This window comes from Vibrio sp. La 4.2.2 (assembly GCF_027586995.1).
GTDB lineage: Bacteria > Pseudomonadota > Gammaproteobacteria > Enterobacterales > Vibrionaceae > Vibrio > Vibrio mediterranei.
In genome coordinates this window covers 428403-442639 of sequence record NZ_JAPPTJ010000003.1, presented here as the reverse complement: position 1 = coordinate 442639, position 14237 = coordinate 428403, and the positions used below count along the sequence as shown (strand labels likewise).

12 protein-coding genes are annotated in these 14237 nt (G+C 44.9%); 10 read left to right on the top strand and 2 right to left on the bottom strand.

The window, feature by feature from the left end:
- The first annotated feature begins 152 nt into the window (after nt 1-152).
- Nucleotides 153-1064 (top strand): alpha/beta fold hydrolase, encoded by a 912-nt coding sequence (locus OH456_RS08385; protein ID WP_268667129.1) that lies wholly within the window; start codon nt 153-155, stop codon nt 1062-1064.
- Here OH456_RS08385 and OH456_RS08380 read toward each other — a convergent pair.
- Entirely contained in the window at nt 1042-2085 is a 1044-nt protein-coding gene (locus OH456_RS08380) for an AraC family transcriptional regulator (protein WP_270033253.1), read from the bottom strand. The genes OH456_RS08385 and OH456_RS08380 overlap by 23 nt on opposite strands.
- Before the next feature lie 219 nt (nt 2086-2304).
- On the opposite strand from OH456_RS08380, the gene OH456_RS08375 reads away from it, so the two are divergent.
- From OH456_RS08375 to phnE (OH456_RS08345), 7 genes are all read left to right on the top strand, one after another.
- Nucleotides 2305-4278 carry a sensor histidine kinase gene (locus OH456_RS08375; RefSeq protein WP_270033252.1) on the top strand — a complete coding sequence of 658 codons (1974 nt, stop codon included), beginning with the start codon at nt 2305-2307 and terminating at the stop codon, nt 4276-4278.
- Nucleotides 4275-5630: a sigma-54-dependent transcriptional regulator gene (locus OH456_RS08370; RefSeq protein ID WP_038228059.1), complete on the top strand. Its 1356-nt coding sequence runs from the start codon at nt 4275-4277 to the stop codon at nt 5628-5630. Before OH456_RS08375 ends, OH456_RS08370 begins: the two co-directional genes overlap by 4 nt.
- Nucleotides 5631-5916: 286 nt before the next feature.
- On the top strand, nt 5917-7134 hold the full coding sequence (locus tag OH456_RS08365) for a glycerophosphodiester phosphodiesterase family protein (RefSeq protein ID WP_240206626.1): 1218 nt from the start codon (nt 5917-5919) through the stop codon (nt 7132-7134).
- A gap of 238 nt (nt 7135-7372) precedes the next feature.
- Nucleotides 7373-8413, top strand: a complete 1041-nt coding sequence (phnD, locus tag OH456_RS08360) for a phosphate/phosphite/phosphonate ABC transporter substrate-binding protein (protein WP_270033251.1) — start codon at nt 7373-7375, stop codon at nt 8411-8413.
- 127 nt (nt 8414-8540) lie between these two features.
- Nucleotides 8541-9311, top strand: coding sequence for a phosphonate ABC transporter ATP-binding protein (gene phnC / locus OH456_RS08355; RefSeq protein WP_006071560.1), 771 nt, complete (start codon nt 8541-8543; stop codon nt 9309-9311).
- On the top strand, nt 9299-10096 hold the full coding sequence (phnE, locus tag OH456_RS08350; RefSeq protein ID WP_270033250.1) for a phosphonate ABC transporter, permease protein PhnE: 798 nt from the start codon (nt 9299-9301) through the stop codon (nt 10094-10096). Before phnC ends, phnE (OH456_RS08350) begins: the two co-directional genes overlap by 13 nt.
- A complete protein-coding gene (phnE, locus tag OH456_RS08345; protein ID WP_270033249.1) occupies nt 10096-10899 on the top strand; it encodes a phosphonate ABC transporter, permease protein PhnE in 804 nt (267 codons plus the stop codon). Before phnE (OH456_RS08350) ends, phnE (OH456_RS08345) begins: the two co-directional genes overlap by 1 nt.
- 50 nt (nt 10900-10949) lie before the next feature.
- Here phnE (OH456_RS08345) and OH456_RS08340 read toward each other — a convergent pair whose 3' ends face one another.
- Nucleotides 10950-11741 carry an HAD-IIB family hydrolase gene (locus tag OH456_RS08340; RefSeq protein WP_198558260.1) on the bottom strand — a complete coding sequence of 264 codons (792 nt, stop codon included), beginning with the start codon at nt 11739-11741 and terminating at the stop codon, nt 10950-10952.
- Nucleotides 11742-12047: 306 nt separating this feature from the next.
- On the opposite strand from OH456_RS08340, the gene OH456_RS08335 reads away from it, so the two are divergent.
- Nucleotides 12048-12818, top strand: coding sequence for a DeoR/GlpR family DNA-binding transcription regulator (locus tag OH456_RS08335; protein WP_198557639.1), 771 nt, complete (start codon nt 12048-12050; stop codon nt 12816-12818).
- 79 nt (nt 12819-12897) lie between these two features.
- Nucleotides 12898-14208, top strand: coding sequence for an L-fucose:H+ symporter permease (gene fucP / locus OH456_RS08330; protein ID WP_006071565.1), 1311 nt, complete (start codon nt 12898-12900; stop codon nt 14206-14208).
- Nucleotides 14209-14237 lie beyond the last annotated feature (29 nt).

Here is a 14237-nt window from a genome sequence, read left to right as displayed (position 1 = left end):
TTTCCCTTGACCTCCTTCGTTGTTGTTCCCTCACTAAAGTCAAATGAGTCCTAAGAACGCGATGTTGCAACCTTACGACCTATTTCTCACCACCATAGTCTCTACACTCAAGCTTCTAGAATGGAAAGCGCAGTAAGCAGGGAGAAGGAAGTATGAATTGGAATGTGGCACCAATGATGGCTTTGGTCATGTTGCTGCAAGGATGTGGCGCACAAAATAGCTCACAAGCCATTGAACAGAAATACACAAATCACGCCTCGAAATTTACCACTGTGGAAGGTAAACGAGTGCATTATCGAGATGAAGGACAGGGTGAGGTGGTGATTTTACTGCATGGCACTTCATCGTCACTTCACGCGTGGGAACAATGGACGCAAATCCTCAAACAGGACTATCGCGTCGTACGTATGGACTTACCGGGTTTTGGCTTGACCGGGCATCTGCCTCAGAACCAGTACGAAATCGCTGACGATATTGCTTTTTTGAGCGCTTTTATTAGAGAACTCGACATCGAACAGGCACATTTTGTTGGTAGTTCTTTAGGAGGGCGCATCGTGTGGGAGTACAGTTTGCAACATCCAGAGCAGGTTAAAACCCTTACGTTGATAAACGCGTTAGGGTATCCGCAACAATCGTGGCCGCCAGGCATTGAGATGGCCCAGTGGCCAGTCATCGATAAAATAATGGAACATGTCACTCCAAGGTTTATGTTCGAGGATGGGCTTAAAGAGGTTTACTTCGACCCGCAACTCGTGGATGCGGCGTTGATTGATCGATACTACGAACTGACCACCTACCAACAAAATCGACAGGGATTTACACGTCGGGTCAAGGCATCGCTGGATGAGGACTCGGATAAGATAACGCAAGTTGCTAAGCCGACTCTTATTCTGTGGGGGAAGGAAGACCGTTACTTTCCAGCTGAAAATGCACGAAAGTTTGAGCGTGATATTCGGGGCTCTTATGCTGTGGTGTATGACGATGTGGGACATTTACCGATGGAAGAGGTCCCAGAACGATCAGCAGAGGCATTTAAACAGTTTATCTCGAAAGGTAAGCCTTAGGACTAACCTGATACCAGCGCTTGAAGGCTTTATAGAAGCTGCTGGTATCTTTAAAACCAAGACGATAGCTCAACTCGGTCACGCTTGGAGGCGGGGTTTGAGTTAGCCAACGAACTGCAAACTGCTTTCTAGTATCATCAAGAATACTCTGGAAGGAGGTATGCTCTTTTTCCAGTTTGCGGTAGAGGGTTTGTCGGCTGGTGTGTAATTGCTGTGCAACCTTGTCTACGCTGAGTAGTTCTCCATTTTCTAGTCCGTTAACTACTATGGTCCTGACTTGCTGCTGGACAGGTTGAGTTTTCGTTAGCGTCTCAAGATGACTTTGTGCGGTTTTTGCCATCATCGTTTTCAGATACTCACTACTTGTCACAATGGGAAGGTTGAGCCATTTCGATTCAAATATCAGCTGGTGATCAGAACAGTTAAATTCAATGACTTCTCCAAAGATTGGCTGATATTTATCCACATAGGTCGGAGCCAAATACCCAAACTTAGCTTTGGTTAGCGGGAAGGATTGAGCACTCAGCATTCTCGCCCACGTCACCATCGCACTCATACTACGTTCGATGGCGGCTCGAGGGTAGTTATGCAGTGATTCAATGGAGAGGGTTAAGCGGCACTGCTGCCCATCGTCTTCTACTCGCCAACACTCCGAAGCATTCATCAGCAAAATATTACTTTGGAATGTGTTAAAGGCATCTCTCAACGTCGCGCATTGGCTCACCCAACTTGCTAGTACACCTTTTGATTCAGGGGATATGGTTCGCCCAATGATGAGTCCAATGTCGGGCGATGGATGGTGCTGTTCGAGCAGTGACCACAAGGCAACCATTTGGCTTTCTGGAAGCCGATCCGATGGCGATAGCTTAGCGCTATTTTGGATAACCTTTAGCATTATACCGTCAAGGTGACTCGATGTTTCTACCTGTTCGCGCAAAGCGGCTGGCAACAATGGGTAGGCATTTACCAAATCAATGACAGAGGCGAATGAAACGGTTTTTTCGATAGAGTTATCTGCCACGAGTGTTACCAAAAATTTAAGTTATAGCTAACTAATATCGCAATTTTCCTCGTCTATCAATCTAGAGTGCTTGTAAAAAATGGTTAGTTCATAAGATGTTAGCTAATTGTGCCTATCAACCATTCTCTCAAAAAGCGGACTATGTCCTTTATTTAATTATTGTTATGGTGTTTTATATGGCTTGTTAATGATTTGGTGGTGTAGAGGGCAAATCAGTCAATGGAAATGATACGTGAGTTACGTGAACACTCTAACCAAAGCGTGGCGGCGAGATTTCGTCGTGTGGTTTCTTTGATGCGCCAACAACGCTGGATGAGATTGCGAGGTATAGAACTGCGCCTCATTCTGGCACTCGCTATGCTCGCGTTCACAACGTTAATCCTCTCTGTGGTTACCACTTATACGTTCAATGACCTTAACCAACGTCTTATTGTTCTGAAAGAGAACAAGATCCCAGCGTTGGAGCAGGCCGCTCTGCTCAATGACAAAGTTCGATTGATCATTACCACCTCTTCTCAGCTTAGTGAAGCGGACTCGAATTTAGAGCGAAAACAGGCCATGCAGAAGATAGAGCGTGCCATTGATGAGATGGATCAGATTATGATCCAGTTTCCGGATTATCACTCGTATTACAAAGAAATGATTGCTCAGGTCAGTAATAGCTTGAGCTTATTGCATCAAAGCGAAAACGAATCACAACAACTCAATCTAGAGCTGAGAGATCTGCTGGAAGGCTTCTACCCGCTATTGAAACAAGCTACTCAGTCACTGGACCAGTTGCCAACTGCAGCCAAAGCTCAAATTCAATACACACAGATGAAGTCGTTGCTGTACTACCAACTTGGGCTGGTGGAAAAGCTCTATAGCGATGCCAGCTTTAACGAGCTCGATTACACCACTTACCGAATTGAGCAAATTGGTCAAGAGTGGTGGACGTTATGGCAACAAAGTGGCGTGAAGTTACAGTTTCCTGAGATCGACCAAAAACTCTCGATTATTTACGACTTGTCTTCTAGCTCGAGTCGCCTGTATACCCTTAAAAACAAAGCACTGGATCACCGATATCAAGAGCAGTATTTCTTGCAGAACAGCCGCGACCATTTGAACCAGTTAACGGTGCAAATTGAATCTAATACCAATAAGGTTAATCGCAACATCGACAACTCCATTGCTGTAGTTCAACAGTCATTGCTTTCAAATCAACAGTTATCGTTAGCGCTGTCTCTGTTTAGTGTGTTAGCGGCGGTGGGTATCTCATGGTTTTATGTACGTAAGAACATTCTTGAACGACTTACACAGCTGAAACACAACATGTTCGCTATCTCGACAGGTCATTTAGATACTGAAGTGGCGATTCGTGGTAATGACGAAGTGACGCAAATGGCGAAATACCTCAAAGTGTTTCAGTCAACGGCGAAAGTGGTGAAGCAGACCAACCGACGCTTGGAAGCGGAAGTGGTGGAGCGTACGGCCGCAGAGGAAAAATTACGTATTACCCAAAACGAATTGATTCAAGCGGGGAAACTCGCGGCGTTGGGGCAGCTCAGTGTCGGGATTACTCATGAAATCAATCAGCCATTAACTGCGGTTAATAGCCATGTCCGAAGTGCACAGCGGTGGCTTGAAAAAGAGCGCCCCGATAAAGCTATAACCAACCTTCAAAAAATCGAAGTGCTATTGGAGAAAGTGGCAGCAATCACCAGACACCTTAAAGCATTTGCTGGGAAAAGTGACGGTAGGCTTGAAAACGTACCGCTAAACAAGGTGGTGGAAGATGCTCTTGAACTCTTTGATAACCGAAGAGAGGGGGTATCGATTGTGTTCGAACAGCAGCCGGACTGTTTGGTTCGAGCCAACAGCATTAGATTGGAACAAGTTTTGGTGAATTTGGTCAGCAACGCCTTAGACGCTGTGGAAGGGAACGCTGAACCACTATTGGTGGTTTCCATTTGGAGCGACACCAAAACAGTTTCAGTTTCCGTCCAGGACAATGGGAAAGGCATACCTGCCGATGAGTTACCCTATCTTTTTGACCCATTTTACTCCACTAAGCGTTCAGGCAAGGGGCTCGGGCTTGGGCTCTCTATTGCATACAACATTATTCAAGATTTTGGAGGGACGATTCACGTCCAATCCGAGATTGATCAGGGCACTGAGTTTATTGTGACTCTGCAACAAGGCAATCCATCATGACACAACAAAAACACATCGTCCTCATTGACGACGAACACGACGTAGTAGAAGCAGTAAGTGAAATGCTAGAACTTGAAGGTTTCGCAGTTACGGCGTTCACTGACCCAAAAAAAGCGCTACGATCACTTACCAATAACAGTCGCTCGGTTGTGTTGTGTGATGTCAGGATGCCCTCGGTTGACGGCCTAACATTGTTAAGCTCAATTCAACATCGCGCGCCACAAGTTCCGGTTTTATTGATGAGTGGTCATGGGGATATTCCGATGGCTATCGAAGCAATGAAGTTGGGGGCGTTCGACTTTATCGAAAAGCCGCTTAATGCCGATGAGGTGATCGCCAAGCTCGATTTAGCTCAGTTACAAGCGCAACAAACTCTCGCTAGTACCCCATCTCTGGAGTCGACCGACAGCGAAGCGATTGAATCCGTGATTATTGGTCAATCTAAAGCGATGGAAACTATACGTAAGCAAGTGCTCGCGCTCGCTAACACAGGGGTGGATACCATTATTAATGGCGAGACAGGAACAGGAAAAGAAGTCGTAGCAAGAGCACTTCACCAGTTTAGTCGCCGACAAGCCAAACCATTTGTCGCTATCAACTGTGGTGGAATGACCGAGAGTATTATTGAAAGTGAGCTGTTTGGTCATGAAGCGGGGTCATTTACCAGTGCCAACAAAAAGCGCATTGGCAAAATTGAGCAGGCTAATGGGGGGACGTTGTTTCTTGATGAAATAGAGAGTATGCCCATAGCGGTACAGATAAAACTACTGCGTGTTATTCAAGAGCGAGTCATTGAGCGTGTGGGTGGGAATGAGTTAATACCAGTGGACATTGTTGTCGTAGCGGCCAGTAAGGCAGATCTTGCAGCATTAAGTGATACTGGCGAGTTCCGCTCGGATCTTTTCTATCGCCTTAATATCGCCAGTCTTAATCTGCCGCCATTGCGTCAACGTAAAGAAGATATCCAGAGTCTATTTAGGCATTTTGTTGGCCAGGCGAGTCAGAAATACAAGACTCGACCTTCCACGATTTATTCGGAACAGATTCAACAGCTATCGCGTCATGAGTGGCCGGGTAACGTGAGGGAACTACGTAACGTTGCGGATCGTTTTGTATTAGGCATCGTTGGTGATGGCTTTGATTTACAAACGCCAATACAAGACGCCAGTGAGACCGAGTTTGCGTTTGAAAAACAGATGGAACAATACGAACGCAATGTATTGACTGAGGCGTTAATTGAATCGGCTGGCAACATAAATGACGTCTCTAGCAAATTGAACTTACCGCGTAAGACGCTCTATCGGAAAATGAAAAAGCACCACTTGGATAAGGACGATTTTAAAGTGACCTAAGGCTTGAAGAGTGACGGAGATAATGGCAAGTCGCTTAGTGAATGGTGAAGGACAATAGTGACCCAATAGCCAGTGTTCTTTGTAAGTGGAAGTTCTAATTAACTGAAATTAAAAGTTTTATTGTTTTGGCATGAAGGGTGCAAATCACGTACTTGTGATAATTTTGTCACATCCTTCACGGTAAAATAGGGTGTAGAAAACCAACGTTTTCGTTCCTATAAACGATAAACCGTGACCACTAACAAGGATTGATTCTCGTAGAGTAACGAGATGAAAGGAGAACTAAATGAAGCACATACTCACAGCAGTGGCAGGCGTCCTGATGGCAGTAAGCTCAGCAAGTGTTTGGGCTGATGAACCCGCCAATTTGGGGCCAAGACCGGCTTATCTGGTGAATAGCATGGATGATAGCCCTCTTAAAGATAAGCTACTGAGTTGCAGTAATGGCGCGTTTGAGCGCAGTGATTTCTCTATCGGACACCGTGGTGCTGCGATGCAGTTTCCTGAACATACTAAAGAGTCTTATCTAGCTGCAATTGAGATGGGAGCGGGTGTACTGGAGTGTGATGTTACCTTCACCAAAGACAAGCAACTGGTTTGTCGTCACTCTCAAAGTGATTTGCACACAACAACCGATGTATTGGCACACCCAGATCTTGCAAAAAAATGCACCATACCTTTCCAGCCAGCCGATCCATCTACCGGTAAAGACGCACAAGTTGAGTGCCGCACATCAGACTTTACTCTGGCGGAGTTTAAGCGTTTGAAAGGCAAAATGGATGGCGCTAACCCGAAAGCGACCACTATCGAAGAATACATGCAGGGAACGCCAAGTTGGAGAACGGATCTGTATGCACAAAGTGGTACGTTAATGACCCATGCAGAGAGCGCTGCTCTGTTTAAGAAGCATGGGGTCAAAGTGACGCCGGAGCTAAAATCGGCAGCGGTTGAAATGCCGTTTGATGGCTTTAGTCAAGAAATGTACGCGCAAAAATTGATTGATGAACTCAAAGCCGCGGGTTTTGCGCCTTCCGATACTTACGTTCAGTCATTTAACCTAGATGACGTGAAATATTGGATTGCCGAGACACCGGAGTTTGGCGAGCAAGCAGTGTATCTTGATGACCGTGTTTATGAGCAGAAAGACTTTGTTGCTTCTCTAGAGAACATGAAAGATCTGCATAAGCAGGGCGTCAATATTATCGCCCCACCGTTGTTCGCGTTAGTGCAACTTGATGATAAAGGACAAATAGTGGCATCTGATTATGCGAAACTGGCCAAGCAAGCTGATTTAGACATTATCGCTTGGACGCTAGAACGTTCTGGACCATTGAACAATGGCGGCGGATGGTACTATCAATCAGTCAAACCAGCTATCACAAAAGATGGTGACATGATGGTCATGCTAGATGTGCTAGCCAAAGATGTAGGTGTGTTGGGTGTGTTTAGTGATTGGCCGGCAACAGTGACCTATTACGCTAACTGTATGGACATCGAATCGTAGATTTTTGAAGGTAGAGTAAGGGCCTTCGGGCCCTTTTTTAGTGGCGTTAATCTTTGCAAAAAAAGTTGGGACAAAACTGACTCAAATGACGGTTTGTTTAATGGACACTTTTGACCCATTTAGCTAACGTGTTTGAGTGGTGTGATTTAACTAATTGAATAATAAAAATAAAATTGTTGGCACGTCACATGCAATACGTGACTTGATTACAACAACAACGTGAAAATAAGGTTTGAATATGAAAATCAGTGTTAAAGGACTGTTAATCGCCACCTCGCTGCTTGCACCTTCCCTCGCTCTAGCAAATGAATGCTCTAGCCGCGGCGTACTTGACGATAGATACTGTGATGAAAACAACGATTTGGTCGCTGACTCTCCGAAAAATCCCGATGAGTGGATTGACCCAAGTACCTTAGTATTTACCTACACTCCAGTAGAAGATCCGGCATTGTACAAAGATGCGTTTGCTGACTTCCAAGCACATTTGAGCAAGATTACTGGTAAACGCGTAATTTACTACACGGTGCACTCAAACTCTGCTCAGGTTGAAGCGATGCGTTCTGGCCGACTTCACGTCGCAGGCTTTTCGACAGGTCCTACAGGTTATGCAGTAAACTTGGCAGGCTATGTCCCGATTGCAGTAAAAGGTGACGAAGCTGGCTTCCAAGGCTACAACCTGATTACTATTGTTCGCAAAGACAGCGGTATTAACGACATGTCTGACTTAAAGGGTAAAAAGGTTGCTCACACTTCTGCTTCATCTAACTCTGGTAACCTAGCACCACGCGCACTTTTCCCTGCTGAAGGACTTGTACCTGACCAAGACTACAAAGTGCTTTATTCAGGTAAACATGACCAATCTATTCTTGGCGTCTACAACGGCGACTATGATGCCGCGCCAGTCGCGTCAGACGTCTATGACCGTATGGTTGCAGCGGGTCGTGTTGACGATTCAGAACTGAAAATCATCTACCGCAGTCCTCGCTTCCCAACTTCAGCATTTGGGTACTCTTATAACCTGAAGCCAGAGTTGGTTGAGAAAATAAAAGAAGCATTCTTTAGTTACCGTTTTACCCCAGAAATGAGCGCTTCGTTTAAAGGCGCTGACCGTTTCTCACCAATCACTTATCAAGAGGAGTGGGGCGTGATTCGGGATATCGCACATGCGACGGGTACGGCTTACACCAAGGCGGGTCTGAAGAAGTTGGCTGAGAAAGATGCGGCGAAGCGTGCTAAGAAGAAAGCTGCGGAACTAGCAAAGCAAGCTAGCACTCAATAACTCCCCCTAATTTAAACCATGAGATCTTTGTTAACTATGCCCTCAAGGGTAGGGCATAGTTCATTCAAAATTTGCCTAAGACGCTGAACAATCGAGAGCGAATTAGGGTAAACACAAGGAAAGCAGTATGGCTGTAGCAAGCTACGACGGAATCAAAATCAATAACCTATTCCATGAATATGTCGCAGGTAAGCCAATCCTAAAAGGGATCGATATCGATATCGATGAACCGGGGATTATCGCGATCATTGGCCCATCTGGTACTGGTAAAAGTACCTTACTTCGATGCATCAATCGTCTCAACGACCCAACATCCGGTGAAATCCTGTTTGAAGGAGAAGACCTAACCAAGCTAAAGGGGCAAGAGTTGAGAAAGCAGCGCCGACACATAGGTATGGTGTTCCAAGAGTACAATTTGGTGGAACGTTTAACGGTGATTGAGAACGTACTAAGCGGCCGTTTGGGTTATATGAGTGCTTGGAATGCGTGGCGACGTAAATACTCTTCAGAAGATCTTGCTAAAGCATTTGAACTGCTCAATTTTGTTGGTTTACAAGATTTTGCTAACCAGCGAGCTGATAGCCTGTCTGGTGGTCAGCGCCAGCGCGTTGGTATTGCAAGAGCTGTGATGCAAGACCCTTATATTCTGCTTGCCGATGAACCGACTTCGTCTTTGGACCCCAAAACCGCTGTAGAAATCATGGAGCTGATGGAGACCTTTGCTGAGCAGAAGAATATTCCCGTTCTGGTTAATATCCACGATGTGAATCTAGCGAAGCGATTTGCAAAACGCATCATCGGCATGTGCAACGGCAAGGTACATTACGACGGCAGCCCTGAGGGAATTACCGAAGAAGATCTGAAAATCATTTATGGAGGTGAGTCATGGTTGGACTAACTCCGAGCGCAAAAATCAATGTTGAAAACCCATTCAAACCGTCGTGGACAAGTCGCGCGATTGTTGTTGCGGTTGTGGCGTATCTGTTTTACAGCGTGTCGACATTGGGTCTGACATTTGACCGATTAATCATAGGTTTTGGTGAGAGTGAACGACTGATCTCTCGTATGATTCCACCTGATTTTTCTCGCACTAACCTGTTATTGAGTGGTTTAGCGGAGAGCTTGCAGATAGCGATCATTTCAAGCTTTTTCGGCATCGTTATTTCGCTCTTTTTGGGTTTACTCGCTGCAAGAAACTTAATGCCTTTGATTGTGTCTACTCCGGTGCGAGGCTTTATCGCATTATGTCGTTCGTTTCACCCAGTCATTATTGCCATCTTGTTTGTTAAAGCGGTTGGGTTTGGCGCATTGGCGGGTATTTTGACGCTGGTGTTCGCGTCCATCGGGTTCATTGCCAAGCTCTTTGCTGAGGCGATAGAAGAGATCTCCTTTAAGCCAGTAGAGGCAATTCGAGCAACAGGAGCAAGTTTTGTCAGCGTGATTTTATACGCGGTGATGCCACAAGTGTTTACCCGCTTCATCGGCTTTGCCAGTTATCAGCTTGACTCTAACTTGCGTAACTCAACCATGGTGGGGATCGTTGGTGCTGGTGGACTTGGCGGCACCTTGTTCTCTGCATTCCAACGCTTTGACTATGATTTTGTCGCTGCCATTCTCATCACCATTATTGCACTCATTTTGGTTGGCGAGTTCTTGTCTAATATCGTGAGGAGAATCTTCTAATGACTACAGCAGCTATTGATAAAGAGTGGCAACGCTTTACTCCCAACGAACGAATTGCCCGCTTCGCTGTGTATTTGTGTCTGGTCTCTGCCATCGTTTGGTCATGGCAAACGGTGGAAGTGATTCCCGAATTTTTGTATGACGCGCCAGCGCAATTTGCTGACATGTTTCAGCGCATGGTGCCTTTGGATTACGCTTTCTACCCGCAAACCATTCATGGAGCGATGATAGAAACGCTGCATATCGCAACACTGGGTACACTATTTACTTTGATTTTTGCAATACCTCTCGCGCTGCTTAATGCACCGAATATTACACCAAGCAAAACATTAAACTGGATTGCTCAGTTCTTCTTGGTATCTTCGCGCTCGGTGAATTCATTGGTTTGGGCGTTATTGTTTATTGCACTGTTTGGCCCCGGTGTTCTGGCTGGGATTATGGCGATTGCGATCCGCAGCGTCGGTTTTGTAGGGAAACTGCTCTCGGAAGCCATTGCTGAAGTGAACATGGGGCCTATCGAGGCATTACGAGCGACGGGGGCGTCTTGGATGAGCGTGATTGTCAAAGGTTATTGGCCTCAAGTAATGCCCGCTTTTTATTCGATTGTGTTGTTCCGCTGGGACATCAACGTACGTGAATCTGCAGTACTTGGTTTAGTTGGTGCTGGAGGGATCGGCGTGGTTCTTAATGATGCTCAAAACTTATTCGAATGGCAGAAAGTCTCAATGGTATTAGTGACGATTTTCGCAGTCGTTATTATTGCTGAAGCCTTAGTCATTCACATTCGAAACAAGTTAATCTAGTTGATTTATACCCAATAAAAAACGGCCATTATGGCCGTTTTTTATTGCTATTAACTTTGCTTGAGCGCAATCAGTTTCTCGGCAAACTCAGCAAATCCGAAGCCACCCGGCTTAGTCATCACAAGGCTAGGCTTGTGTTCTAGCTTATCCCAGTAGTGCGTAATGTTGGCCACACCCACGGTGAGAGGTAAGCGCTCAAACATCAATTGATCATTAAGAGAGTCCCCTACGTAGCAGCAATGTTCGTCAACTTTATGGCCCTCAATGCCTTTGCCTTTCAGGAAGCTAAGAGATGAGTGGCGTTTAGAGTGGTCACCATACCAAGCATTAATATGAATAGAACTTGCAGTAGCATGCGCACCTAAAGCATGGATCCGAGCCAGTACCTGTTGAACAATGTTCGGATCCACAGACTCACGGTTCTGACCAATATCAATGGCAACTTCGCATAGTCGATAGGATTGGTCGAGAGTTAACGCTAAATCAGGAAAGCCGCTCAATATATCCAGCACTTGCTGTTTGAGTTTGGCTTGATCTGCGCGAATCTGATTCAAAGGTCGCTCGGTGGTTATTTGCAACGCGCCATCTTTCTTTTCCAACAAGAATGCACCATTTTCACCGAGTACCGCATCCACTGGCCACAACTGAGCAATATGGTCACACCATCCTGCACAAGCACCAGTCACCGCCACCACTTTGATGCCATTATCTCGCAGAGACTGTAGGGCGATGAGAGTGTCAGGAGGCAAGGAGCCATCCCACGTTAAGGTGTCATCAACATCGGTCAGAACCCAGTTGATCTGCTTCCATTCTGAAGAGAGTGGATTGGTCATACTTTCTATTCTCAATTGTACTTTTTATCGTGTTTTCAATAGTACCAAAACGGCAAAATTATGCAGTGACGTAGGTAGATTTAGCTATGCCTATATGACGTTTGAAGCGTTGGAACACACTCAAATGTCACAATGTATGTCTGGTTTCCGCCGCTTATGCCCGTTTCCCACAGTCAATGCCCGTTTTTTTGTGTGGTAAACCAAACAATCGGGCAAAAGTGGTCACTGAAAAATCTAGTGTGAGCTGGGTCGTAGTTTTTTTGGCCTTTTCGATTAATCTGTTAATAACAGCAAAGCAGTTGGTAGTAGGAAACGATGCAAGCAATTACCAGAGCGAATTTTATCTTGGGTTTAATTTCAAAGGTTGGTCAAGTTTCAGTTCAAGACTTGGCATCGGAATTAAATGTGTCGGTGGAAACAATTCGTCGAGACCTTAAAACGCTAGATAAAAAAGGTGAATTAATTCGTACTCATGGTGGCGCTATAAGTAAGCGTTATATTGATGAAGGAACGTCGTTTACTAATCGAGCCTCAAGCAATATGCAAGACAAACAAGATTTGGCTAAACAGGTTATTGAGCATATTTATGAAGGTGCCGTTATCGGTTTAGACGCTAGTTCTTCAAGTTGGCTAGTTGCTCAAGCATTACCTGATATTCGTTGTACGATTGTAACCAACTCGTTGAATAATATTAGTGTCCTATCTGGGAAAAAGAATATAACGATTATTAGCTTAGGTGGTCACTACTCAGAAAAATATAAATCATTCTATGGTTTGATTGCCAAAAATACTTTGCAGGAAATGGCGCTTGACCTGAGTGTAATCTCGTGTGTGGGCTTTGATGAACATAGTGGTGTGTGGGATTCGAATGAATACAATTACGAGATAAAAAAGACGCTCATCCAAGTGTCGAGCAAGAATATTCTTATTGCGGATAAAAATAAATACAAGAAACGAAGTTTATTAAAAATATGTGATTTTTGTGAAATCGATATATTGATTTCCAATGCGGAAATTGAAAATGATATTCATGGTGATATGAATTCAATTTCAAATCCAAATAAACACACGATAACACCAATATAAAATAATTAGTTTAATCCAATAACGTGAAACAGTATCCAACATTAATTTGGAGGGTACAGTATATCTAAAGGAAAAGAAAATGACCGACGTACTAATATCCACCACGGACCGTGGATCAAAGAAAGGAAACTCTGAAGTCATACCTAAGAGTATTTTAATACCGTTTATCTTGCTTACCTCATGTTTTGCTTTATGGGGACTGGCAAACAATATGACCGACGTATTGATCGCTCAATTTAGAAAGGTCTTTACATTAACCGATATGCAATCAGGCTTGGTACAAACCGCCTTTTACGGAGCCTATTTTGTACTGGCTCTTCCTGCTGCTCTTTTTATTCAACGTTATAGTTATAAAGCGGGAGTGCTACTGGGATTAGGTCTATTCGCTTGCGGAGCTATCCTGTTCTACCCGGCAGCCCAAGCAATGCAATACCTACCATTTCTAATGGCGCTGTTTGTGCTTGCGGGTGGTCTATCCATCCTTGAGACCAGTGCCAATCCTTACATTATCGCGATGGGACCGGAAGAGACGGCAACACGACGTTTAAACATTGCTCAAGCCTTTAACCCTGTGGGCTCTATTACTGGGGTAGTGATCGGTAAGGTGTATATCTTATCTCAATTGAACCCGGCAACGGATGTTGAACGCGCCGCTATGAGTTCAGCAGAGTTGTCTGCGATTCAAACATCTGAGCTGAACGCAGTAATGATGCCATATCTCATGGTGGCGGCGGTGATTGTCTTTGTTTGGTTAGCGATTGCGTTCACTAAGATGCCGGCAGCAAAAGACACGGTTGCTGAGAGCGACTTAGACATGTCTATCCGCGCCACATTTGGTCGCCTGATGCAGAAAAAACACTTTGTCAAAGGCGTGATCGGTCAGTTCTTTTATGTTGGTTGTCAGATTGGCTGTTGGTCGTGGACGATTCGTTATGTGATGACTCAAGTCGGCGGCACTGAAGCGGAAGCATCCACTTACCTGTTGGTATCAATCATTACTTTTAGTGTCTTTAGATTCGTATGCGTTGGTTTAATGAAGTACATCGCACCGGAGAAACTATTAGCAGCACTCGCATTGGTAGCCTCTGTTCTAGTGCTAATGCTGATGACTGTTGGTGGCGTGGTTGGTGCTTATGCTTTAGTTGGTATCTCAGCATGTATGTCATTGATGTTCCCAACAATCTTCGGTCTATCACTTCGTGACCTTGGCAGTGATTCAAAATTCGGAGGTAGCTGTCTGATTATGGCTATCTTAGGTGGCGCAGTACTCACCGCCATTATGGGACAGATTTCAGATTCGATGGGTATTCAAGCTGCCTTCATTATCCCTCTAATTGGCTTTGCATACCTTATCTACTTCGGCCTTAACGGCTACAAAATTAAGCAGTAATTCAATTTAACGGAAACGAGAACAAAATT